We start from the raw sequence: 24534 nt of genomic DNA, 5'->3' as shown, positions 1-24534 counted from the left end.
CTATTGCTGCGCAGATTGGATGGTGACTTTGCCGCGGCAGGTGCCGTCAGAAAAGACGCCGGAGGCTGTTCCGCTGCCGATGAGGCCGGTGGCGAACATCTTCACGTCGATGGCTTCTTTGTGCTCATCGTTGGGGAAGATGATCTCGTACTCATTCTCGATGGATAGGATGCCATCACCAATGGTGCCTCCGGTGGAGGAGATGATGATATCATGGCCCTCTGTCGTTGTTTTCTGGGCTTCTTGTGAGTTTGTGTCAGGGTGATCGGTGGTTTTGTAACCGGTTCCGTAGCGTTTTGCGCAGGTGCCGTCGTCGGGCGTACCATCTGCCATTGTCAGGTCGGAGAATGTGACGGTTTCGTTGTCGCTGCCGAGGCTGTGATTGTCTGCCAGTGCTGCGGTGCTGACAAAGGCGATTGCGCCGAGGCTTGCTGCTGCGCAGAGAATTTTCTTCATGGGGTGCCACCACTCGTTGCTTTTTCCGGCCAAAGGCCGCGCAAAGAGTAGTCCTGCTGCGTTAACGCAAATGCTCCTGTTGCGTTTTGATTTTCATTAGGATGAAGAATAGGTTTGAAGCGTGGTTTTGGATTTAGCCAGTTTCTAATGCACTACACATAAACATAGGTGAAAACTGAAGGTTTGCACCTTGTTCGGGCGTTTGTGCCTGAGGTGTTGTGCTAGAGTTACCGTTCTAATGTTCTTATGCCCACCGTGGTCGCGGTTTGCGGGCACATCCACACTTTGAGGTCTTTTATGAAAGTCAGAGAAGCCGTTCTGGCGGATGCTGCGGAAGTCAGCGGATTTTTGCAGGAGTTGGCAGCGCTTGGAAAGCGGAGCCTGCCGAGTGATGAAGAGTATGTGCGCTCGAATTACATCTCCCACGCAGACAGAATCCGTTGCTCTGTGGTTGAGGATGAAGATGGGTCGCTGCTCGGCCTGCAGATCCTGAAGCGTGCTTCTGAAGGCAATCCATATGGCGTGACACCGGGCTGGGGCATTATTGGCACGCATGTGCGCCCGAGTGCGGCGCGCCGTGGTGTTGGGCGGGTGCTGTTTGCGTCCACACTGGAAGCAGCGCAAGGGGCGGGCCTTGGAAAGATTGACGCAACCATTGGGGCGAGTAATCCGGAGGGGCTGGGCTACTATGAAGCGATTGGGTTCCGGACCTACAAAACCTCTGAGACATCCATCAGCAAGTGTCTGGAAGTCAGCGCGTAATCAGCAGATGGTGTCATTTCACATTGATGACGGAGAACCTGCCGGAGCAGACGCCATCAGAAAAGACGCCGCTGAACATTTTTGAGTTGATGAAACCGGTGATGAACTGGGTGATCTCCACTTCCTGATCCGGTTCGTTGGGGAAGGTGATCAGCACCTGTGAGTGCTCGGCATAGATGCCGTCCCCGCGCAGCTCACTGCGGGCGTAGAGGCTGAACTTGTGGCCTTTATCGCTGACGAACTGACCGCGCCGTCCATTGGGGTTCGGAGAAACGGTATAGCCGTTGCCGTAACGCTCTTTGCAGAACTCAACGCCCACGGCATCTGTAAGGACAGTCAGGCTTTGAATGGAGATCTGGCGGGATGTGGAGAGGCGCTTTAGGTCGGTGAATGGATTTGCCCGGTTGTCACGATGAATGAACTGGCTGTGGGCTGGCCCCGGCATAGCAAAGGTGAAGGCGAGCAAGACACCTGCATACTTCAGTTGGTTTAGGCGCATATACACTCCCATTTCGATCCCTGCTGTGTCCTACCTCTCATTTCGGAAAGTGTGGCGGCTGCGTTGCTGCCAGTTGCCTGCCTGCGGAGTTTAGAGAGTGCCGCTTAACGCATCAGTTCTGAACCAGCCTGTGTTTGAGGAAAATCCTAGGCTCTGTGGTTGGGTTTGAGAGAGCCTTAGGGCAACGTCCATGGGCCAACGGAAACCTTGCCCGTGCAGGTGCCATCCGTGAAGACACCACTGTAGCTGTCTCCGCCAATCAGGCCGGTGACGAACTGTGTGACCTCAATTTCTTCCTCTTCATTGCCCGGGAATGTCATCATGAACCGGTCGTGTTCTGCAAAAATGCCTTGTCCCATGATTTCGCTGCGGTCCACCAGAGTGACTGTATGGCCTTTGTCGCTGATGTAGGTGCGCTTTGGGGCTTCCTTGGAGGGGGAGACCGTGTAGCCGTCGCCGTAGCGCTCAACGCAGATGGAGTTGTCTGAGGTGCCGTCCTGCATGCTGAGTTCGGAGATGGAAACGTCTCTGGTTGCTTCTGTAACGTCTGTGTTGGCTAATGCGTAGGGTGCCAGACCGGTTGAGAAGAGGGCAATAGCCGCAAAAACGGGGAGAGGTACAAGGCGCATCAACACTTCCTTTCCTGATGCCGGTGGCATGGCCAGGCGCTGGCTCAAAGGTTGAGGATAGGGAAGTGGCGAGGCATGAACAGGATTAAGATGCCTCATGGTTTGCAAGGGCTGAATGCAAACGGAATGTTTCAAATAAAAAGGAGGCAAAATGCCTCCTTCTTCGATAGCAGTTTTTTCAGCTTCTTGAGCTTCGCTACATTTGCCGAAAACCGGTGATCGCTTTTCGGCAGAATGTTTTTAGCGACGCTGGTCGATTGGCTGATAGTCACGCTCGGAATAGCCGGTGTACAGCTGGCGTGGACGACCGATGCGCTGGGAAGGATCTTCAATCATTTCCTTCCACTGTGCGATCCAACCTACTGTACGAGCCAGTGCGAAGAGCACGGTGAACATGGTGGTTGGGAAGCCCAGAGCACGCAGGGTGATGCCGGAGTAGAAGTCAATGTTCGGGTAAAGCTTCTTCTCAACGAAGTAAGGATCGGTGAGAGCAACTTTTTCCAGTTCCATTGCCACTTCAAGAAGCGGATCGTCCTGGTGGCCCAGCTCAGCAAGCACTTCATGACAGGTTTTCTGCATGATGCGTGCGCGTGGGTCGTAGTTTTTGTAGACGCGGTGACCGAAGCCCATGAGGCGGAACGGATCGCTCTTGTCTTTTGCACGTGCAACGTACTCAGGAATACGGTCAACAGAGCCGATTTCGGAGAGCATGTTCAGAGCTGCTTCGTTTGCACCACCATGGGATGGACCCCACAGACATGCGATACCAGCTGCAATACATGCAAATGGGTTCGCGCCTGAAGAACCAGCAAGACGGACGGTAGAGGTGGAAGCGTTCTGCTCGTGGTCAGCGTGCAGGATGAAGATACGGTCCATAGCGCGAGCCAGAACCGGATTTACTTTGTATTCCTCACATGGAACTGCGAAGCACATGTGCAGGAAGTTGGATGCGTAGTCCAGATCGTTTCTTGGGTAAACGAAAGGCTGGCCAACGTGGTATTTGTAGGCCATTGCAGCAATGGTCGGCATCTTCGCGATCATGCGCAGGGAAGCAACCATGCGCTGGTGTGGATCGGAGATGTCGGTGCTGTCATGATAGAAGGACGAGAGAGCTCCAACGGTACCGGTCATGACTGCCATTGGGTGGGCGTCACGACGATAGCCTTTGAAGAAAGAGCTCATCTGATCGTGGATCATGGTGTGGTAGGTTACGCGGTGAACAAAGTCGTCCTTTTCTGCGCGTGTTGGCAGTTCGCCGTACAGCAGCAGGTAGCAGGATTCCAAAAAGTCGCCGTGTTCAGCGAGCTGTTCAATCGGATAACCGCGGTAAAGCAGAGTACCTGCGTCACCATCGATGAAAGTGATCTTGGATTCGCATGAGGCAGTTGATGTGAAACCAGGGTCCAGTGTGAAGTGGTCAGTTTGCTTGTAAAGCGAACCGATGTCCAGAACATCAGGGCCCATGGAGCCAGAGTGGACGTTAAAGTCCCAGCTGTTGTCTCCAATAGTCAGTTTCGCTGTTTTGTCGCTCATATCAGGCAACCCCCATTTTGTATCTCCTCATGCGACTTGTTCCATTTGTGTACAAATGAATACACTGCATGATCTGACGTTTCCGCCCGGAGGAGAGTGTTGTCGTGGAACTGCCTATATCATTTGCCGCGATGGGGCAAGCACCCGCAACCACCGCTTTTAGTTATAAGTGAAACTACCGTTACGACCAACGGGCATTTGTAGCGGTAGTTTCTCTGAAATTTCAGCGGATTATGCTGCAAAATCACGAATGCGTGCGCAAGATTCGTCTTTTCCGAGCACGACAAGCACATCAAAGATGCCTGGGGATGTCCCACGACCAGTGAGTGCAGCGCGCAATGGCTGAGCTACTTTGCCGAGTTTCAGCTCTTCTGCTTCCGCTACTGCCTTAACGGCAGTCTCAGTGCTTTCCACGGTCCAGTCGGCGAGGGCTTCCAGAGCTGGGAGCACCTTGCCAAGAACAGCTTTAGCTTCGTCAGACAGGATCTTTTCAGCTTTTGCATCCAGATCCAGCGGGCGCTGAACCCACAGATAGCGTGCAGATTCCTGCAGCTCCACAAGGGTCTTTGCGCGCTCTTTCAGGCCAGGCAGAGCGGCCATGAACTTGTCCTGGTTGCCATCTCCTGCAAGCCACGCCATCACGTCAGCGCCGCCTTCCACGTCCATCAGATAGGTGAGGAAGTGCTGGTAGAGCTCTTCGTCGCTTTCAGAGCGCATGTAGTGGGCGTTCAGGTTTTCCAGCTTCTTGAAGTCGAAGCGGGAAGGAGACTTGCCGCATGCGTCCAGACCGAACCATTCGATCATCTGCTCGGTGGAGAAGATCTCGTCGTCGCCGTGGGACCAGCCGAGGCGTGCCAGATAGTTGCGCATTGCAGATGGCAGGTAGCCCATTGCACGGTATGCTTCTGCTCCGATTGCACCATGGCGCTTGGAGAGCTTTGCGCCGTCCGGACCGTAGATCAGCGGAATATGCGCCATAACTGGTACATCCCAGTTCAGAGCCTTGTAGATCAGGGTCTGACGTGCAGCGTTGGTCAGGTGGTCATCACCGCGCACGATGTGGGTCACGCCCATGTCGTGGTCGTCAACGACAACAGCCAGCATGTAGGTCGGGTTTCCGTCAGAGCGCACGAGGATCAGATCGTCCAGATTCTCGTTTGCGAACTTGACTGTGCCCTGCACCTGATCTTCCACGATGGTGTCGCCTTCCAGCGGCGCTTTCAGGCGGATTGCAGGCGCAATGCCTTCCGGTGCTTCAGAAGGGTCACGGTCGCGCCATGTGCCGTCGTAGCGCGGCGGGCGGCCTTCTGCGCGGGCCTTCTCACGCATTTCGTTCACTTCTTCCGGCGTGCAGTAGCAATAGTAAGCTGTGCCTTCCTTGACCATCTGCTCAGCCACTTCGCGGTGACGGTCTACGCGGCCATACTGAGAGATTGGCTCGCCATCCCAATCCATGCCCAACCAGGACAGGCCATCCAGAAGCGCGTCTACAGCTTCCTCGGTGGAGCGGGACCGGTCTGTGTCCTCAATACGCAGCAGCATTTTGCCGCCGCTGTGTTTAGCCAGCAGCCAGTTGAACAGGGCTGTACGGGCGCCACCAATATGCAGGTAGCCGGTAGGAGAAGGCGCAAAGCGCGTGACGACAGGTTTAGTCATAGCTCGTCCGGAAAAGTTTCAAGTTACTTCGAATAGTTTGGGGTAATTACGGCGGGGCGCCGTATCTTGACGGGCTGTGTACCATAGCATTGAAAAGTTCCCAAGTGGCAGAAAGGGACTTAAGGGTGCGCGAGGGGCAATCATCCTCAGACAAGACGCAATCTGGTGGTTCGGCTCCCAGAATAGACGCGCTTTGCCTGAAGGGGGATAAGTTTTCTTCCTCTGCCTTTGAGGGAGACCTGTTGCTCGCTGAGGATGTTCTGGAGCCTGCGGGAACACAGCAACGCAGAAAAACGCAAACCAACGCAAAAAACGCAAATAGCAACGCAACTGAAGTGATCTGTGAGGAAAATCAGCGTGTTGGGGTGCGGGAGCGATGTGTTGCGGCTGCGTTGACCGTTCGTAGTGCCATATTCTGGATAATGAGGCCGGATTGGCCGGCGGCAGTAAGTTATGCCCGCACGGCTCTCTCCCAAGACTGGGACCGCGGGCAGGGCATCGTCTGGTATGCGCTGAGCCATATGGCGGGCGTGCTGGTGTATTTTTCGCTACCTGCCGAGCCTTACAGTGTTTTAAGCGGACTTGCCTCTATCCTATTGGGATTGTTTGTTTTTCGTAGGATGAGGAATGGCCGGTCGACGGTTGGACTTACAGCGATTTTGTTTTTTGCGCTCGGCTTTTTTCTCTCGGATTTACGCGTGGAGTTTGCGCGTAGTGATCCGCTGGGGCGTCCTGTTACGCGGAAGGTGGAGGGAGTTGTTACCGGTCTAAAGCAGTCTGGGCAGCACTCTTTCTCCGTTATCCTCGGGGAGGTGCTGGAACACTCCAAGAGGGGGACAACTCCGCTTGACTACAAAATCAGGCTTAGCCTGAAGGGGATGAAAGAGGCACCGGTGCTGGGGGATAAGATGCAGCTGAAGGCACGTCTGCTGCCGCCCGGTGGGGCTGTGCGGCCCGGCGGCTATGACTTTGCCAGAACTGCGTTTTTTGATGGGATCGGCGCGGTTGGGTATGCGCTTTCAAGACCTGTCGTGCTTGCTCATGATGGGGGCACTGGTTTTCTGGAGCATGTGGATACGATACGAAGCGGTATCGCTGGACGCATCCGGCGGGTGTTGGATTACTCGCCAGAAAGTGCCTTTGCGGTTGCTCTCCTGGTCGGCAAACGGGACTATCTGGCTTCCGCTGATAAAGACGCCCTACGTAATGCAGGCCTTGCACATGTCCTCGCTATTTCCGGCATGCATATGGGGTTGGTGACCTCTCTGGTTTTCCTCGCCGCACGGTTGGTTCTGTCTCTTAGCCAAAGCCTTGCCTTGAAGGGACATATCCACGTTTACGCCAGCATTGCCGCGTTGATTGCGGCAACGGTTTATCTTGGTTTGTCAGGGGCTTCTGTCGCCACGCAGCGGGCCTATCTGATGGCTGTGCTGATCTTATGCGCCGGGTTGCTTGGTCGCCGCGCGTTCAGCCTGCGCGGACTTGCTCTCGCCTGTCTCCTCCTTTTAAGCCTGCGCCCGGAGGAGGTCTTATCCCCGGGCTTTCAGATGTCCTTCATCGCCGTCCTTGCTTTGCTGTCAGCTTACTCCTTTGGCAAGGACTGGCTTCGGGATGACCGTGAAGCTTATGTTTTAAAAGGGAAAACAGGCGTTTTGCGCACTCTCAGAAAACCCGCAAAGTGGCTTTTTGCCTGCGCAATGACCTCCCTGATCGCAGGCGCTGCCACCGCTCCAATTGCTGCATTGCACTTTGAGCAGATCGCACCCTATGGGGTGGTTGGTAATGTGCTGGCCATGCCGCTGGTGACCTTTGTGGTTATGCCCCTTGGTCTGCTTGCCCTGCTCACGATCCCACTTGGCGCTGATACGTTCTTTCTGCAGGGTATGGAGGTGGGATTATCTCTGGTGCTGAAGGCCGCCTACTGGGTGAGCGCATTGAGCGACGGGCTCACCAATCTGGGAGTTGCCAGTGTCTCAGGTTATCTGCTGGTGATCCTTGCGAGTATCACACTCTGCATCATGCCCTTACGCCTGAAATGGCTTTCTGTGCCAGCGTTTGCAGCAGGCCTTATGGGCTTTGTGGTGGAACGGCCACCTGATGTGATGATTGCCGATGCAGGTAAGCATATCGGGTTTTATGGCGAGGGCGGGTCCTTCCGCCTGACATCCTCGCGTATGTCATTTGCTGCTGACAGCCTACTGCGGGCAGGGGGATACTCTGCGAACTCCTTTAAGGAGCATAAAACGCGGGCAACAGATCGTTCCTGTGATGAGGAGGGCTGTGTGTTGGCGTTATACCCGCACGGAGCGATGGGCGGAGGAAGGGAGCAAAAGCCGTCAGTCCTTCTGGCGCAGTCGAAGGTGGAGGGCGCTCTGGAGGCTGATTGTCAGCTGGCATCCATCATCGTCACCCAAGCTCAGGCCCCTTCCAGCTGCAATGCTGAGCTGGTTTTGGATCAAAAGGTTTTTGGAGAACGAGGCTCGGTTTACATCTGGTTGTCAGTTCAAGCGGGAAACGGGCATAAAATAAAAAAAGTGCGCTGGGCATATGATGCTCAGCGCAGACCTTGGAATCCTAAATTGCCTATAACAACCAGTGCGTTAATAGCGGCGGAAGAGCGCAATCATCTTGCCCTGAATGCGGACGCGCCCCGGGCCGAAGATGCGAGTTTCGTAGGCGGGGTTGGCCGCTTCAAGCGCGACTGAAGCACCTTTTTTGCGCAGGCGCTTCAGAGTTGCTTCCTCATCATCGATCAGCGCCACAACGATTTCGCCGTTATCCGCGGTGTCGCCGCGTTTAATCAGCACTGTATCCCCGTCAAAGATGCCAGCGTCGATCATGGAGTCGCCTTTGACTTCCAGCGCATAGTGTTCGCCGCGGCCCATCAGATCTGCAGGCATTGCAATGGAATGGCTCTGGTGCTGGATTGCTTCGATCGGTACACCCGCTGCAATGCGGCCCATCACCGGAATTTCCAGCGTCGGCACTTCGTCAGGGGAAGGCGTCCGCGGTGGAGGTGGTGTGGCGACCTTCTTGCTCAGCGAGCCTTCGATAACCTCTGGAGCAAAGCCCTTTTCCTTGGCCGCAGGCTTCAGGCCTGGCGCGATGGATTCTGGCAGCTTGAGGATTTCCAGCGCACGGGCTCTATTTGGCAGGCGGCGAATGAAGCCGCGCTCTTCCAGAGCTGTGATCAGCCGGTGAATGCCGGATTTGGAACGGAGGTCCAGCGCGTCCTTCATCTCATCGAAGGAGGGTGGAACACCTGCTTCCTTCAAGCGTTGATGGATGAACATCAAAAGCTCGTGTTGCTTCTGTGTAAGCATCTTTTATCCCCGTTCGCTCCTAAGCGCAGATTGAAAGTGAGCAGCCATACTCTCCGGTTCCGAAGATGACCATTCGTTGATTTGCATTCCCAACAAGCTGAAAGACTTCAACTTCTGCGATTGGGAGGACAAAACACGAACGTACTCTACCTGTTCTCATTGTGTTCTGCAATGGGTTTGTTGCGTTTAAGCCCTGCTAGAACTGGGGGAATTGGATTTTGATGGGTGAGTGGACAGGGGTTGTCCACTCTCGTCTTGCGGATTTAGCGTAGCTTGAGAAGTTCAACTTTTTCGCCTGCTGATGCAGCCGGTGCGTGTGGCGGGCGAACAATCAGAGCGTCTGCTTTGGTGAGAAGCGCAAGCATTGAGGAATCCTGCTTACCAAACGGCTCGGTTGTCAGGTTGCCTTGCGCGTCGGTGCTCAGGCTGGCGCGCAGGTAGTCCTGACGCAGGTCGTTTGCAGGCAGGTCAGCGGTCAGCGTGGCTTTGGTAACGCCTTGATTTGCCAAAGGTACTGAGCGCCCCAGCATTTTGTCGAGGAGAGGCCCAAGGAAGAGGAGGGCGCAGACAAGACTTGAAACCGGATTGCCCGGCAGGCCGAGGACTTTCATTGGTCCAAGAGCGCCTGCCATGAGTGGTTTGCCCGGACGCATGGCGATGCGCCAGAAACCAAGCTCCATGCCTTCTGCTCCGAGCACGTCCTGAATGAGGTCGTGGTCGCCAACAGATGCGCCGCCGAGCGTGACTAGAACATCGGCTTTGGCCTCAATTGCCTGCTTGACGCGAGCTGTGATTTCTTCAGGCTGGTCCGGGGCAATGCCCAGCATCATTGGGATACCGCCGCAGTTTTTCACAAACTCTGCGATGCCGACCTGATTGGAAGCGATGATTTGATTCGGGCCCGGTGTCTGGCCTGGCTCAACAAGCTCGTCTCCGTTTGCGAGGATTGCGACAACCGGCTTCTTGCGCACTGGCAAGCTCGCGTGGTTCATCGCGCCTGCAAGGGAAAGCTCGCGGAAGCCGAGTGGGGCGCCTGCTTTGAGGAGGATCTGGCCTTCTTGGAAGTCCAGTCCGGCAGGGCGGATGAACTTGCCAACAGTTACGCTCTCTTGGCAGAATAGGTTATCCCCGTCGCGGCGGGCATTTTCCTGCATCAGGATCGCATCCGCACCAGCTGGTACCGGCGCACCTGTGAAAATACGCAGGGCTTCGCCGTCTTGCAGTGTGCCGTCGAAGTTGTGCCCGGCAGCGACTTCGCCGATGACCTTCAGTGCGCGCTCAGGATCTTCGGTGTCAGCTGCTTTTACAGCATAACCATCCATTGCGGAGGCGGAGAATGGAGGCTGGGTCCGAGTTGCGGCAACATCTTGTGCCAACACGCGTTCGCCTGCTTCCAGAAGTGGTAAGCTCTCGCTTGTGGTTGGGTTTACGTCCTTGAGGAGGCGGTCGAGTGCTTCTTCGATGCTGATCAGGCTCATTTGGAGTTATCCTCCTCAGCCAGATAGTGACCGGACTTGCCGCCCTTCTTCTCCAGCAGGCGAATCTCACCAATCTCCATGGAGCGATCAACGGCTTTGGCCATATCGTAGATCGTCAGGCACGCAACAGAAGCAGCTGTCAGCGCTTCCATCTCAATACCAGTCTGACCAGAGACCTTTGCGAAGACTTCAATCTCAATGCCCGGCAGCTCCGGGTTTGGTGTGAAGTCCACTTGCACCTTGGAAAGAGCCAGCGGATGGCACAGAGGGATCAGCTCATGTGTGCGCTTGGCAGCCATGATGCCCGCGATGCGCGCTGTTGCCAGCACATCGCCTTTCTTGGCATTGCCGGAAAGGATCATGTCCAGAGTCTCAGGCTGCATCTTCACCTGACCGCCAGCGCGGGCGATGCGTGAGGTGACCTCTTTCTCCGAGATGTCGACCATATGAGCCGCACCACTGTCATCAAGGTGAGTGAGTTTTGGAGAAAGTTCTGACATTTTCTTGCCTCTGGACACAGTTTGTTCAGGTCATTGCCTTTTGCAGGCTGTTGATTTTCTTAGCGTTTAAGCAGCGCTTTTGTTGCGTTTTCTACATCGTCCTGCCGCATCAGGCTTTCACCGATGAGGAAGGTGGAGATGCCGGATTTTTCCATGCGGGAAAGATCTTCCGGAGTGAACAGGCCGCTTTCGCCGACGATGATCCGGTCTTGCGGGATCAATGGAGCAAGGCGTTCACTGGTCTCCAGTGATGTCTCGAATGTTTTCAGGTTGCGGTTATTGATGCCGACGAGTGGTGAGGTGAGCTTCAGTGCGCGCTCCAGCTCAGCCTCATCGTGCACCTCAATCAGTGCATCCATGCCAAGCTCAAAGGCGGTGTCTTCCAGCTCTTTGGCTAATGCATCATCAACGGCTGCCATGATGATCAGGATGCAGTCTGCGCCCCAGGCGCGGGCTTCATGCACCTGATAGGTGTCATAAAGAAAGTCTTTGCGCAGAACTGGCAAGGAGACTTCATTGCGGGCTGCGACGAGGTATTCTGGCTTGCCCTGGAAGGACGGCGTGTCGGTCAGCACGGACAAACAGGCTGCGCCGCCGTTCTCATAAGCTTTTGCAAGTACTGGTGGATTGAAGTCTGCGCGGATCAGGCCTTTGGACGGGCTGGCCTTTTTTACCTCAGCAATCAGGGCGCACTCACCGTTTGCGTGCTTTGCTTTCAGTGCGTTTGCGAAGCCGCGGGTTGGAGTTGCTGCCTTGATTGCCGCATCCAGATCAGCCAGAGAAGTTTGCGCTTTTGCAGCGGCAATCTCTTCACGCTTGTAAGCTTCGATTTTCTTAAGGATATCTGACATGGGATCCGTGGTCTTAGAGTTTCATGTTAGCAGCTGTTGCAGCGTCGGAGGCTTCAACAAGTTTGTCCAGTCGGGAAAGGGCGGTACCTGTATCGATTGCCTGTGCAGCCATCTCTACGCCATCGGTGAGAGTGGCGACTTTGTCCGCAACGATCAGGGATGCTGCGGAGTTGAGCAGGACGATGTCGCGGTATGCGTTCTTGGCGCCTTGCAGTACTTCGCGCAGGGCTTGAGCGTTTTCTTTTGGATCGCCGCCCTTCAGGTCTTCCGTCTTTGCAACAGGTAAGCCTGCATCTTCTGGTGAGATGGTGAAGGTGTTGATGCTGCCGTTTTTCAGTTCGGCGACAAAGGTCGTTCCTGTGGTGGTGATTTCATCCATGCCATCGGAGCCATTGACGATCCAGGCTTTCTCGGTGCCCAGTTCTTTCAGGGTGTTGGCGAGCGGCTCAACCCACTGCTGCGCGAACACGCCGGTCATCTGGCGCTTTGCGCCTGCCGGGTTGGCGAGAGGGCCAAGCAGATTGAAAATGGTTCTGGTGCCAAGCTCGATACGAGCCGGGCCGACATGGCGCATGGCTTTGTGGTGGTTTGGCGCGAACATGAAGCCAATGCCAGCCTCGTGAATGCAGTGGCTGATGCCGTTTGCATCCAGATCTAGATTGATGCCCAGTTCGGCCAGTGCTTCAGCGGAACCTGATTTGGAGGAGAGGGAACGGTTGCCGTGTTTGGCAACTGTTACGCCGCAGCCTGCGACCACAATCGCTGTGCAGGTTGAGATGTTGTAGGAGCCGGATGCATCACCGCCAGTGCCGACAATGTCGATGGCGTGGTCTGGTGCTTTTACCGGGATCATCTTGGCGCGCATGGTCTCAACTGCTGCGGAGATTTCATCGATGGTTTCGCCGCGCAAACGCAGGGCCATCAGGAAGCCTCCAATCTGAGCAGGAGTTGCGGCGCCTGACATGATGATCTCGAATGCCTCGCGGGCCTGAGGCCGGTCCAGTGCGTTGCCGTCAGCGACAATTCCAATGAGATTTTTCAAATTGCTCACGGCGAAAACTCCCTCAATCCCTCAGGTAATTCCTTAATGCACACAAAGGCTAACTATTAGATAGCTTTAGGAGGGCTGTCTAGGAGATAAACAAAAGCCCGCCACACTTAAAAGTGTGGCGGGCTTGTTTTCGACAAGGTTTTGTCTACTGGCGATCCAGGCCGGTCAACTGATTGAAGACTGCCTGATTTACGAGGACGCCTTCAGTCTGTTCCAGCTGGTTGATGAACTGGTTGAGCAATGAGCTTTCCAGTGCGCCTGTCAGCTGGGTGTTGATGCGCTGAGCGTTCTCTGACTCTATCATGAAGGCTGGAGCTGTTGTGTCCGTCAGAACCAGAAGGATCCGATCTTCATTGTTGCCAGGAACCTGTGCAGCGGTGCCTTTCGGGCCGGAGAAGGCTGCTGTAACAGCTGAGCCGGAAAGGCCTTGTACGCCTCCGTTGCGGGTGAATGGCTGAGAAGTCGTTGTTGTCAGGCCTTCAGCTGTCGCGATCTCGGAAAGCGACTTTCCTGCTTCCACTTCCGCAATCAGAGCTTTGGCTTTTTCTTCCAGCAGTTCACCAGTGCGGTTTGCTGTCCAGTCAGCAATCACAGCCTCTTTGACTTCAGAGAGTTCTCTGTCGCGGGAAGGTGTGACTTCTTTGACTTCGTACCAGAGGTGACCGGTGCGGCCGATTTCCAGCGGATCGTTTTCAACGCCAACATCGGTTGAGAAGACAGCGGTGGTCAACTCGTTTGCGACTGGCAGTTCAACGGTTTCGCCTGCTTCATTATTGCCGGAGGCGTCGAAAGCAGGGGTGTTGATCAGTTCCAGATCGAAGCGTTCTGCGATCTCTTCAAAGGTGCTTCCGCCTGCGCGAGCATCTTCAACCTCATTGAACAGGTCTTCCACTTCATCAGCGGCGTTTGCCTGAGCAACTACGGTGCGCAGTTCGTCTTTCACGTCTTCAATTGGCTGAACAGCAGCTGGTTTGACTTCTTTTGCAAAGAGGATGGCGTTGGTGAACTGCCCTTCGACCACGTTACTTGCCTGACCTTCTTTCAGAGCAAACGCAGCGTCTGCGATCTTCTGATCGAGAAAGCCTGCCTTATTCATGAGGCCGAGATCGACGTCTTTTTCAGTCAGGTCGCGCTCGTTCATCAGGTCTTCAAAGGTCTTGCCGGAATCCATCTCCACCACAGCAGCTTCTGCTTCCTGTTTGGTTGGGAAGGAGATCTGATAGATGCGGCGCTGTTCCTGAGACTGGTAACGGTTTTTGGTGCGCTCATATTCCTGAGCGATCTCTTCATCCGTTACGTTTTCAGGCTTTGCGATTTTGTCTGATGTCAGCTCGATGATGGTCGTGCTGCGGTATTCAGGTGCTTTGTAGTTACCTTTGTTTTCTTCAAAGAACGCGTTGAGTTCTTCGTCAGTCGGCGCAGGAACGTCGGTAAGAGAGCTTTTTGGCAGTACGAGGTACTCAACAGTGCGCTCTTCCATCGCGTACTTGTCGAAAGCTTCGAGCATGGTTTCTGGCACTACAATGCCACCAATGATGGCTTCGGCGAGCTGCTGGCGCTCAGCGACGAGCTGCTGCTGCATGACGAACTCGTCTTCGCTCATGCCGAGATTGTAAAGAACCTGACCGAGGCGATTACGGTCATATCCATTCACACCCTGAAAGGCAGGTGTTTCCTGAATGGTCTTGATGATTGCTTCATCTGAAACGCCGATGCGCAGCTTTGATGCTTCATTATCAAGCGCAGCTTCAGCGACCAGGCGGCCCAGAACCTGAGCTGGTACGCCAAATGCAGCGGCCTGTTCCTGTGTGACAGGCTGGCCGACGCGGCGTGACAGCTGGTCGAGCTCGCGTGAATAAGCTCGTTGGAAATCCTGAGCTGAAATTTCTTTGTCACCAACTGAGGCAACAGATGTGGAGCCGATTCCAGTAAAGACGTCAGCGATCCCCCAAACTGCAAAGCTGAGCACCAGAAGGCCGATCAGGATCTTTGCAAACCAGGAACCTACGCTATTACGTAGCGCGTCGAGCATAATTTTATCCGTTCTCTTGTTGAAGGCGAGGGACAGTCTCCCCGCGCACACATGCAAGGCCGCCGGATAATAGTGTTCCTTTCGCCGTGGGGCAAGTTTACACAACATAAAGCCTGTGAGATTCGCCGTGAGATACGAAGTTCATCGCACTAGCGGTAATCCACTATGGGACTTAAGTGTTTTTTCTGCTAGTGAGCACACATTCCATATGGGAATCTAGAATTCATATTTGGGGAACGGATCAAATGACTAATCGGCCACTTGTTGCTGGTAACTGGAAAATGAATGGCACCAAAGCTTCTGCTGCAGAGCTGGAAGCTATGGGTGCGGGATACGACTCAGCACTTGCCGAAAAAGTAGAGCTTCTGATTTGCCCTCCTGCATTGCTGGTTGCACAGCTTGCTTCTCAGGACAAAATCGCGATTGGCGCCCAGAACTGCCACGCTAAAGAAAGCGGTGCGCATACTGGCGACATCTCCGCTGAGATGATCCGTGATGCTGGCGGCAAGTTTGTTATTGTTGGTCACTCCGAGCGCCGTGAAGACCATGGCGAATCTGACGCGGATGTTTGCGAGAAGGCTGAAGCTGCTTATCGCGCTGGTCTGGTTGCGATCGTTTGTGTTGGTGAAGTTGAGAGTGAGCGCCGCGCTGGCACTACTCTTGATGTTGTTACCAAACAGGTTCTTGGTTCTGTGCCAGCAGGCGCAACCGCTGAGAATACCGTGATCGCTTATGAGCCAGTCTGGGCAATCGGTACCGGCCTGACGCCAACACCTGCTGATGTGGCTGAAGTTCATGCGTCCATCCGCGCAACGCTGATCAAGCAGTTTGGCGATGAGATTGGTGGCAAAATGCGCGTCCTTTATGGTGGCTCTGTTAAGCCTACCAACGCAAAAGAACTGCTTGCGGTTGAAAACGTTGACGGTGCACTGGTTGGCGGTGCAAGCCTGAAAGCGGCGGATTTCCTTGGAATCGCTGAGGCTTATCGCGGCTAATATTAGTCGGATTATAATAATATTCTTAGCAGTCCACCAATTTGCTGCGCCTTTAGGGTAGAAAGGCGCAGCAAATTCGGTTAGAAGGCCGACTAACGAATTCATTAAACCTACGGATACCTATGGAAACCGTTCTGATTGTTATCCACCTGATGGTCGTCGTTGCGCTGGTAGCAATGGTTCTACTGCAGCGCTCCGAAGGCGGCGCATTGGGTATTGGCGGCGGCGGCGGCGGTGGCGTGATGAGCAGCCGTGGTACAGCAAATGTGCTGACACGCGGTACTGCGATTCTTGCTGTCTGCTTCTTTGCAACTTCACTCGCTCTTTCTCTGCTGGCACGCTACGATGAGCGTCCAGGTTCTCTGCTTGATCAGGTTCCAGCTGGTTCCGCAACTCAGGGCACAGAGCAGGGCGGCGGCAATGGTCTTCTTGACCAGCTTCAGCAGCAAAGTCAGCCAACTGGCCCGCAGGTTCCACCTGCACAGTAATCTGCTGTAAAGCAGAAACAGTTGAAATATACGTTTGACGGCACCGCACCTTGTGCAGTGTCCGTCATTCGTGCGTTCAGACATAACTCAAATATCCAGGGTATTGGATTATCAGGCACAACGCTAAGTGTGCTTCCCTACTGATAAAATCCGCCCTTTCTAACGTGGTAGCGATCCATGGCACGGTACATATTCATCACCGGTGGTGTTGTTTCTTCTCTCGGGAAGGGACTTGCCTCCGCAGCTCTTGGTGCGGCTTTACAAGCGCGCGGATACAAGGTGCGACTTCGTAAGCTCGACCCTTATTTGAACGTTGATCCAGGTACCATGAGCCCTTACCAGCATGGTGAGTGTTATGTGACCGACGATGGCGCTGAAACTGACCTGGATCTTGGTCACTACGAGCGTTTCACTGGCCGTCCGGCAAACAAGCAGGACAACATTACCACTGGTCGCATTTATCAGGACATTATCGCGAAAGAACGCCGTGGTGATTACCTGGGTGGTACCGTGCAGGTGATTCCTCATGTGACTGACGCGATCAAGAACTTCGTTCTGGATGGTAATGAAGGCTATGATTTCGTACTCTGCGAGATCGGCGGTACCGTTGGTGACATTGAAGGTCTGCCATTCTTTGAAGCTATTCGTCAGCTTGGCAACGATCTACCACGCGGACAGGCTGTTTACATCCACCTGACACTGCTGCCTTATATTGCAAGTGCTGGTGAAATGAAAACCAAGCCAACCCAGCACTCTGTTAAAGAGCTGCGCTCCATCGGTATTCAGCCAGACATTCTCATGGTTCGCTGTGATCGCCAGATCCCTGAGAATGAGCGTCGCAAGCTGTCCCAGTTCTGTAACGTTCGCGAAGAAGCTGTTATCCCGGCATACGATGCAAAGAGCATTTATGAAGTGCCGCTGGCCTACCACAAGGAAGGTCTGGACGAACAGGTTCTGGATGCGTTTGGTATCACAGGTGCTCCGGCTCCTGACCTGTCCCGCTGGGAAACCATCGTTCATTCTCTGTTTAATCCAGAGGGTGAAGTCACTATCGCAATCGTTGGCAAGTACACCGTACTCAAGGATGCATATAAGTCCCTGATCGAAGCGCTGGTTCACGGCGGTATTGCGAATGGTGTGAAGGTCAATCTTGAGTGGATTGAATCTGAAGTCTTTGAAAAAGAAGACCCAAGCGAGTTCCTTGCCAATGTGAATGGTATTCTTGTTCCTGGTGGTTTTGGTGAGCGCGGATCTGAGGGTAAGATCGCTGCAGCACACTATGCACGTGTGAACAACATTCCTTACTTCGGTATCTGCTTCGGTATGCAGATGGCTGTTGTGGAAGCTGCCCGCAACATGGCTGGCATTGCTGACGCAAGCTCTACCGAGTTTGGTCCTGCAAAAGAGCCAGTTGTTGGCCTGATGACCGAATGGACCCGCGGTAACGAAAAAGAAGAGCGTCATGCTGAAGGCGATCTGGGCGGTACCATGCGCCTTGGTGCTTATGATGCAGTTCTGAAAGCTGACAGTAAGATTGCTGCGATCTACGATTCTACCGAGATCTCTGAGCGTCACCGTCACCGTTATGAAGTGAACATCGGCTATCGTGAGAAGCTTGAAGAAGCTGGCCTCATCTTTGCTGGCACATCACCAGACGGCGTTCTGCCTGAGACTGTAGAGATCGACAACCATCCGTGGTTCATCGGTGTACAGTATCACCCAGAGCTGAAGTCCCGTCCGTTTGAGCCGCATCCGCTGTTCTCCTCATTTGTAGGTGCTGCGCGCGACAACAGCCGTCTGGTTTAATCTGCTGTTTTGGGGGAAACGCTTTGACCAAGGGAATTGACCACATTGTGCTTGCTGTAAACTCTTTGCAGGATTCAGCAGGACACTGGGAACAGCTAGGTTTCAAGGTGACGCCAACTGCGCGTCATCCTTGGGGGACTGAAAATCGTCTCGTCCAGCTGAATGGTAGTTTCCTTGAGGTTCTGGCAATCGGCGAAGGTGCTGAGCTGACAGAACCGAGTGAAGGCGTTTTCTCTTTCGGTGCATTCAACCGTGACTTTCTGCTGAAGGGCGAGGGTGCTTCCATGTTTGTTATGGACAGCACCAACGCTGCGGCAGATCGTAGGGCCTACAATGCTGCTGGCCTTGCAGAGTACGCGCCATTTTCCTTTGAGCGGATTGCTGTGACGCCAGAAGGTGAAGAACGCCAGGTCGCGTTTGATCTGACGTTCACCACTGATCCGCTCAGTGCGGAAATGGGCTTCTTCACTTGCCACAACAAATTTCCTGAGAACTTCTGGAAGGCTGACTATCAGTCGCATCCGAATACTGTTCGCGATCTGACTGAGGTGGTTTTTGTAGCAGACGATCCGGCAGACCATCATGAGTTCCTCAAGGCATTCATTGGAGAACGTACTGCACGACTTTCCAGTCTTGGCGTTGAGATTGAGACTGCTCGTGGGACTGTGAAGGTGTTGTCACCAAGCGCTTATGAAAGCCTTTATGGTGTGAAGGCGCCCGCTGACCGCAAAGGTCTGAAATTGGCTGCCTTGGGCTTTACCGCAGAAGATCTTGAGAGCTTTGCTACCTATGCCAAGGCTCTTGGAGGACGCAAGCGCGGTGACTTCTGGGTTATAGAGCCTGAGCGAATGGCCGGTGTGGCTGTTTTCTGTAGCTGATCGTGTTTTGAACCCCGGTAGCATTGCTCCTGGGGTTTTTCTTTGCCCGAGTTATTATGCTGTTACGACCACTGGTGCCTGATTTTCATCCACGATCAGTTCCAGCTGTGCTGGTGGTGATGAAAACTCCATAACCTGAACCATGTTGTGATTGGTGCCCGCTCCATCCTGATCGAAGCTCAGGATACCGCCCGAGAGCTGGAAATAATCTCCCACATTTTGTTGCGTGATCTCTTCTGTGCCAACTAGTTCCGTTACATCTAGTTTGTCTGCATCTTCTCCGGTGGATTTGTAATCTGTAATCAGATCTGCCACGGAGAGGTTGGAAAGATCGAGCACGAATGTGTCGCTGTCCTCTCCGCCGGTGAGCGTATCTTTCCCCCCCATACCGGCGATCTTGTCTCGCCCGGCACCACCGTTGATCGTATCATCACCACCAAGGCCTTTGATGAGTTCGCTTGTCTGGGTACCAGTGAGGACATCGTTGCCTGAGGTGCCGAGAATGGGCGGTGCTGCTGGTTTGATAGAAATGAGATGACTATCCGTATCTGTATCACCATCCCCATCTTCAACGGATATGAAGAACTGCAGAGTTTGAGGTTGGTTGAAGTCCAGCCCCGTACTGGCTGTGAACTCCCAGGTCCCATCTGAATGGATGGTTAGCTCACCTTGTTTCGTGTAGAGCGTAGTTTGTGTGTTGGGAGCTAAGCTGACGATGTGTTGGTCGTTGATGTCTGTATAGACCGTCACCTGTTTATACCCATCCGCTCCCGAACTGAGGGAAAACGTATCGGTGATGGTTTCACCTTCAGAGACGATATCCTGAACATCTGCAATATCAATATCCGGACCATCATCCTTGATTGAGATGTTTGTGAAACCAAGAGCTGTACTGCCATCTGTATCAGTCGCGATGATGGGTACGCCCAAAATAGTGAAGTCGCTGGTTCCGTTGGTGACGTGAGGAAATTCGGCAAGAAGTGTTGCCGTGACCTGAACTGTGCCCGTGGTGCCAGCAAGGATGGTTGATCCGGTTAGAGACAGCTGGATGACGTTCTGACCGTTGATTGATCCAGTTAGGGTTTGCTTGTCAGCGGACAGTGTCCAGTTCAAAGAAGTTACAACAGCTCCACTGTCGTCCCGAACTTCGATGCTGGAGGTGTCTCCTATAGTGAAGCTGACGATATTGTCAGAACCTGCAGTGAAGCTGAGTGTATCGCTTTGAGTTTCTGCTGTGCTTGCCGGATTGGAACCGATGACATCCCCAGTGGGGTCATTGTTGCCAATCTGCTCTCCAAGCGCGCTTTCATCAAGGCTCAGCGCGATGATATCGCCCCCAAACGGATTGGGGCCATCTGTGATGGTGATGGTCTGGGTATCGGTTGTCGTGTCACCATCTGCATCCATTGCGGTGATGGTGAAGTTTTGCTCTTGTGGGTCGTCATTATCCAGATTGGTTGCTGCTTCAAAGGAGTAAGTGCCGTCTGGATTGACGGTTAGGGTTCCCTTCGGCAACGTGAAGGTAGCGGGTGTGTTGCCGGACAGTGCGATTGTCTGGTCCGCTTCACCGGGGACAGACACGGTTATGTGCGTGACGTCATCTGCTCCCGGGTTGAGGGTCCATGTTCCGTTGAGCGTGTTGCCCTCCGCAACTGATGCAGGCGTATCGGCGATGTCCAGCTGGGGTGCGTCGTCGATTATGTTGACCTGAATGTTCGCTGTGACAGTGTCGCCATCGTGATCTGAGGCATTGATGGTGATGCCGTTGATCTTGATTGGCTCTCCGCTTGCATCATGCGGGAAGGCGTCTGTGAGTGTTGCTGTGACTTGCACCGTGCCTTGTTGGCCTGCTTGGATCTCTGCTGCATTGAGCACCAGAATGATTGCTGGTGTGCCGTTTATGGAACCGACGAGCTGGCCGTTGGTAATTGTCCAGCTGACGTTGAGAGCTGCATCGCCGTTGGTGATGGTGATGCCCGAGGGATCACCAAAGGCAAAGGTGGAGAGGTTGTCCGAGCCAGCTGTGAAGGTGAGGGTACTGGAGATCTCTGTCTCATCAGTGCTTGTTGGATCGGATCCAGAAGTATTTCCGGTGGCCAGATCATCCTGATCCTGTGTTGTATCAAGGGCTGCTTCGTTAACTGTGAGGATCAGATCGACGACTTCACCGGGAAGGTTGTCTGGCGGTGTTGGCGATGTACCGTCAGTGATTGTGATGATCTGGGTGTCTGTTGTTGTATCTCCATCCGCATCCGTTGCGGTGATGGTGAAACTTTGCTCTTGTGGATCGTCATTATCCAGATTGGTTGCTGCTTCAAAGGCGTAGGTGCCGTCTGGATTGACGGTTAAGGTTCCCTTCGGCAACGTGAAGGTGGCGGATGTGTTGCCGGATAATGCGATTGTCTGGTCCGCTTCACCAGGGACAGACACGGTTATGTGCATGACGCCATCTGCTCCTGGGTTGAGCGTCCATGTTCCGTTAAGCGTGTTGCCCTCTGCAACTGATGCAGGTGTATCAGCGATATCCAGTTGTGGTGCGTCGTCGATTATGTTGACCTGAATGTCTGCTGTGACCGTGTCGCCATCGTGGTCTGAAGCGTCGATGGTGATGCCGTTGATCTTGATTGGCTCTCCGCTTGCATCATGCGGGAAGGCGTCTGTGAGTGTTGCAGTAACTTGTATAGAGCCTTGCTGGCCTGCGGGGATCTCAGATGCATTGAGAGCCAGAATGATGGCTGGCGTGCCGTTTATGGAGCCGATGAGCTGGCCATTGCTAACCGTCCAGCTCACATTGAGAGCTGCATCGCCGTTGGTGATGGTGATGCCCGAGGGATCACCAAAGGCAAAGGTAGAGAGGTTATCCGAGCCCGCGGTAAAGGTGAGAGAGCTGGAGATCTCCGTCTCAGCAGAGCTTGTTGGGTCGGAACCGGTGATGTTCCCAGCGGCCAGATCATCCTGATCCTGCGTTGTATCAAGGGCTGCTTCGTTGACGGTAAGGATCAGATCGACGGCTTCACCGGGCAGATTGTCTGGCGGTGTTGGCGATATGCCGTCGGTGATGGTGATGGTCTGGGTATCGGTTGTCGTGTCTCCATCCGCATCCGTTGCGGTGATGGTGAAGCTTTGCTCCTGTGGCTCGTCATTATCCAGGTTGCCTGCTGCTTCAAAGGAGTAGGTGCCGTCTGGGTTGACGGTGAGTGTGCCTTTGGGCAACGTGAAGGTAGCGGGTGTGTTGCCGGACAGGGCGATTGTCTGATCCGCTTCACCGGGGACAGACACGGTTATGTGTGTGACGCCATCTGCTCCCGGGTTGAGGGTCCATGTTCCGTTCAAGGTGTTTCCTTCAGCGACGGAAGCGGGCGTATCAGCGATGTCCAGCTGGGGTGCGTCATCGATGATGTTGACCTGAATGTCCGCTGTGACAGTGTCGCCATCGTGATCTGAGGCATTGATGGTGATGCCGTTGATCTTGATTGGCTCTCCGCTTGCATCATGCGGGAAGGCGTCTGTGAGTGTTGCTGTGACTTGCACCGTGCCTTGTTGGCCTGCTTGGATCTCTGATGCAGAGAGTACCAGAATGATGGCTGGAGTGCCGTTTATGGAACCAATGAGTTGGCCGTTGGTAATTGTCCAGCTCACATTGAGAGCTGCATCGCCGTTAGTAATGGTGATGCCTGAGAGATCTCCAAAAGCGAAGGTTGAGAGGTTGTCAGAGCCAGCTGTGAAAGTGAGGGTGCTGGAGACCTCTGTCTCAGCAGTGCTTGTTGGATCGGATCCAGTGATGTTGCCGGCGGCCAGATCATTCTGATCCTGCGTTGTATCAAGGGCAGCTTCGTTGACTGTCAGGATCAGGTCGACAGCTTCACCGGGGAGATTGTCTGGCGGTGTTGGCGATGTGCCATCAGTGATGGTGATGGTTTGGGTATCGGTTGTCGTATCTCCATCTGCATCCGTCGCGGTAATGGTGAAGCTTTGCTCTTGCGGATCGTCATTATCCAGATTGGTTGCCGCTTCAAAGGCGTAGGTGCCGTCTGGATTAACGGTGAGTGTGCCTTTGGGCAGCGTGAAGGTGGCGGATGTGTTGCCGGACAGGGCGATTGTCTGATCCGCTTCACCGGGGACAGACACGGTTATGTGTGTGACGCCATCTGCTCCGGGGTTGAGAGACCATGTGCTTACGAGGGTATCGCCTTCAGCCACTTGAGCCGGATTATCGGTGATATCGATGAGTGGCTCATCGTCGACGATGTTGATGGTGATGTCGCCGGTTGCCTTATTGCCTTCCTCGTTCGTAACACGAACTTTTAACATGTCTTGTTGGGCGTTGTTACTGTGATCACCCGCTGTATCAAGGGTGTATGTCCAGCTGTAGGTTCCGTCTGGATGAGCTGTGATGGTGTAGGTGCCATGAGGCGTGGTGATTTGTCCGCCATTGGTTACATCGATCCAAATATCCTGTGTCGGATCACAGACTTCGAGTGTCTGGAGCGGAGATGATCCGCTCTGAATGTTCATGGGGCCTGCTGTTTGCGTCACAGCCTGACCAGCATTGCTGCCGGATGCCAGGCCTGCCTCATACACGTCATCGGTGTTGCCTTCGAAGAAAGCGGGGCGCACTGTTGGATCAGATGGATCCATGCTGGAGATGATTGGTTCGTTGTTTTCAAAGACTCCATCCCCGAAGTCTCTTTCCAAAAACTCTTCGCTGCGTTCTGAAGGGAGCAGGAGCGGAGTGATTGGAAAAGAAGGTTGAACGGCGATCGGAATGGGCTCAAAATCATTACCGCTTCCGGTCAGGTCCTCATTTGCTGGTAATGGAGACTGTGGCTCGTTGTTGCCGCTGGAGGGTTCTGACCCACTTGAAGGGCCCGATGAGGCCTCCGGGCCGGCGCTTGGTTCTGCATTTCTTGCAGCGGCAAACGCTGTTTGAATCTCCTGTGCAGTGAGGATCTGATTTTCAATCTCAATGGATGGAGGATTTTCGCTGTGGCCCTGGATGATCAGCAGCGTGCCATCTGCAAGTGTGATCTGGGTGGTGTTATTGGCTGTCTGGATACCTGCGAGTTCCAAGCCTGATGGAAGCAGCAAAACCTCTCTGACCGGGTCCCATTCAACCTCATTCAGCAGCAGGTTTATGCCGCGTGGTGGGGCATCCGGCTGGTCCTCCAGATCGGCTGCAATATCTGGTGGAAGTTCAATGATGAGGCGGCTTTGAGAGGGAGCGGATGGGCCCTTATTAGGTTGCAGCTCAACAACTTGTTCTGAAGAAGTGTCCTGGACTGAAGGGACTTGCGTTTCATCAGTTCTGATTGTCGGCATATAGGTCTTCCTTTGCAAACAGAAACAAGACGTTGACGGGCATTCTCCGAGAAGGAAAATGTTGCAAGGATGAAATTGTGTTGCCGAATTCTAAATCAAATAGGGTTCAAATTTATATATACATTATGCAATACGTATAAATGACATGTATTCGTATTCGGATTTATGAATTGCTATTGTTATTAATTTTTGAGCTATCGATATTTATTACACTTAATTGGTTGAGGAATGACATTATATTAAAATAAAGTAAATTAAAGCTTCAGTTGCCCGGTTGT

The 24534-nt window shown here is 53.8% G+C and carries 18 protein-coding genes; 6 read left to right on the top strand and 12 right to left on the bottom strand.

The features are described 5' to 3' along the window. Positions 1 to 456, bottom strand: coding sequence for a hypothetical protein (locus PSE_RS16540; RefSeq protein WP_014285920.1), 456 nt, complete (start codon positions 454 to 456; stop codon positions 1 to 3). A gap of 297 nt (positions 457 to 753) precedes the next feature. Here PSE_RS16540 and PSE_RS16535 point away from each other — a divergent pair, with 297 nt between their 5' ends. Next, entirely contained in the window at positions 754 to 1218 is a 465-nt protein-coding gene (locus PSE_RS16535) for a GNAT family N-acetyltransferase (protein WP_014285919.1), read from the top strand. Between the two features lie 13 nt (positions 1219 to 1231). On the opposite strand, the gene PSE_RS16530 is transcribed toward PSE_RS16535, so the two are convergent. The 4 genes from PSE_RS16530 to gltX all read right to left on the bottom strand — a co-directional run bounded on the left by PSE_RS16530 (position 1232) and on the right by gltX (position 5535). Continuing rightward, the gene (locus PSE_RS16530; RefSeq protein ID WP_014285918.1) at positions 1232 to 1717 is read right to left on the bottom strand and encodes a hypothetical protein; all 486 of its coding nucleotides are present in this window, start codon (positions 1715 to 1717) and stop codon (positions 1232 to 1234) included. A 176-nt stretch (positions 1718 to 1893) separates the two neighbouring features. Beyond that, positions 1894 to 2346 (bottom strand): hypothetical protein, encoded by a 453-nt coding sequence (locus PSE_RS16525; RefSeq protein ID WP_208997964.1) that lies wholly within the window; start codon positions 2344 to 2346, stop codon positions 1894 to 1896. 240 nt (positions 2347 to 2586) lie between these two features. Beyond that, entirely contained in the window at positions 2587 to 3879 is a 1293-nt protein-coding gene (gltA, locus tag PSE_RS16520; protein ID WP_008546659.1) for a citrate synthase, read from the bottom strand. 231 nt (positions 3880 to 4110) lie between these two features. Next, a complete protein-coding gene (gltX, locus tag PSE_RS16515) occupies positions 4111 to 5535 on the bottom strand; it encodes a glutamate--tRNA ligase (protein WP_014285916.1) in 1425 nt (474 codons plus the stop codon). 125 nt (positions 5536 to 5660) lie between these two features. Between gltX and PSE_RS16510 the strand changes: the two genes are divergently transcribed. After that, positions 5661 to 8240 carry a ComEC/Rec2 family competence protein gene (locus PSE_RS16510; RefSeq protein ID WP_014285915.1) on the top strand — a complete coding sequence of 860 codons (2580 nt, stop codon included), beginning with the start codon at positions 5661 to 5663 and terminating at the stop codon, positions 8238 to 8240. On the opposite strand, the gene lexA is transcribed toward PSE_RS16510, so the two are convergent. The 6 genes from lexA to PSE_RS16480 all read right to left on the bottom strand — a co-directional run bounded on the left by lexA (position 8136) and on the right by PSE_RS16480 (position 14770). Further along, positions 8136 to 8858: a transcriptional repressor LexA gene (gene lexA, locus PSE_RS16505; protein WP_041768631.1), complete on the bottom strand. Its 723-nt coding sequence runs from the start codon at positions 8856 to 8858 to the stop codon at positions 8136 to 8138. The two genes, PSE_RS16510 and lexA, sit on opposite strands and share 105 nt — an antisense overlap. A gap of 263 nt (positions 8859 to 9121) precedes the next feature. After that, positions 9122 to 10336 (bottom strand): gephyrin-like molybdotransferase Glp, encoded by a 1215-nt coding sequence (gene glp / locus PSE_RS16500; protein WP_014285914.1) that lies wholly within the window; start codon positions 10334 to 10336, stop codon positions 9122 to 9124. After that, the gene (moaC, locus tag PSE_RS16495) at positions 10333 to 10836 is read right to left on the bottom strand and encodes a cyclic pyranopterin monophosphate synthase MoaC (RefSeq protein ID WP_041768630.1); all 504 of its coding nucleotides are present in this window, start codon (positions 10834 to 10836) and stop codon (positions 10333 to 10335) included. Before moaC ends, glp begins: the two co-directional genes overlap by 4 nt. A gap of 59 nt (positions 10837 to 10895) precedes the next feature. Continuing rightward, positions 10896 to 11687 (bottom strand): indole-3-glycerol phosphate synthase TrpC, encoded by a 792-nt coding sequence (trpC, locus tag PSE_RS16490; protein ID WP_014285912.1) that lies wholly within the window; start codon positions 11685 to 11687, stop codon positions 10896 to 10898. A gap of 13 nt (positions 11688 to 11700) precedes the next feature. Next, positions 11701 to 12738 carry an anthranilate phosphoribosyltransferase gene (trpD, locus tag PSE_RS16485; protein WP_014285911.1) on the bottom strand — a complete coding sequence of 346 codons (1038 nt, stop codon included), beginning with the start codon at positions 12736 to 12738 and terminating at the stop codon, positions 11701 to 11703. A 145-nt stretch (positions 12739 to 12883) separates the two neighbouring features. Further along, a complete protein-coding gene (locus PSE_RS16480; protein ID WP_014285910.1) occupies positions 12884 to 14770 on the bottom strand; it encodes a SurA N-terminal domain-containing protein in 1887 nt (628 codons plus the stop codon). Between the two features lie 245 nt (positions 14771 to 15015). Here PSE_RS16480 and tpiA point away from each other — a divergent pair, with 245 nt between their 5' ends. The 4 genes from tpiA (at position 15016) to PSE_RS16460 (ending at position 18937) form a co-directional block, all read left to right on the top strand. After that, positions 15016 to 15765 (top strand): triose-phosphate isomerase, encoded by a 750-nt coding sequence (gene tpiA, locus PSE_RS16475; protein WP_014285909.1) that lies wholly within the window; start codon positions 15016 to 15018, stop codon positions 15763 to 15765. Between the two features lie 122 nt (positions 15766 to 15887). Further along, complete coding sequence (secG, locus tag PSE_RS16470; RefSeq protein WP_014285908.1) at positions 15888 to 16253, top strand: preprotein translocase subunit SecG; 366 nt, start codon at positions 15888 to 15890, stop codon at positions 16251 to 16253. A gap of 177 nt (positions 16254 to 16430) precedes the next feature. After that, positions 16431 to 18059: a CTP synthase gene (locus tag PSE_RS16465; protein WP_014285907.1), complete on the top strand. Its 1629-nt coding sequence runs from the start codon at positions 16431 to 16433 to the stop codon at positions 18057 to 18059. 23 nt (positions 18060 to 18082) lie between these two features. After that, on the top strand, positions 18083 to 18937 hold the full coding sequence (locus PSE_RS16460) for a VOC family protein (RefSeq protein WP_208997963.1): 855 nt from the start codon (positions 18083 to 18085) through the stop codon (positions 18935 to 18937). Between the two features lie 54 nt (positions 18938 to 18991). Here PSE_RS16460 and PSE_RS16455 read toward each other — a convergent pair whose 3' ends face one another. Beyond that, on the bottom strand, positions 18992 to 24256 hold the full coding sequence (locus tag PSE_RS16455; protein WP_014285905.1) for a type I secretion protein: 5265 nt from the start codon (positions 24254 to 24256) through the stop codon (positions 18992 to 18994). Positions 24257 to 24534 lie beyond the last annotated feature (278 nt).

The sequence above is a fragment of the Pseudovibrio sp. FO-BEG1 genome, assembly GCF_000236645.1.
GTDB lineage: Bacteria > Pseudomonadota > Alphaproteobacteria > Rhizobiales > Stappiaceae > Pseudovibrio.
The sequence above is the reverse complement of the archived record's forward strand: the minus strand, read 5'-3'. Positions and strand labels throughout refer to the sequence as shown.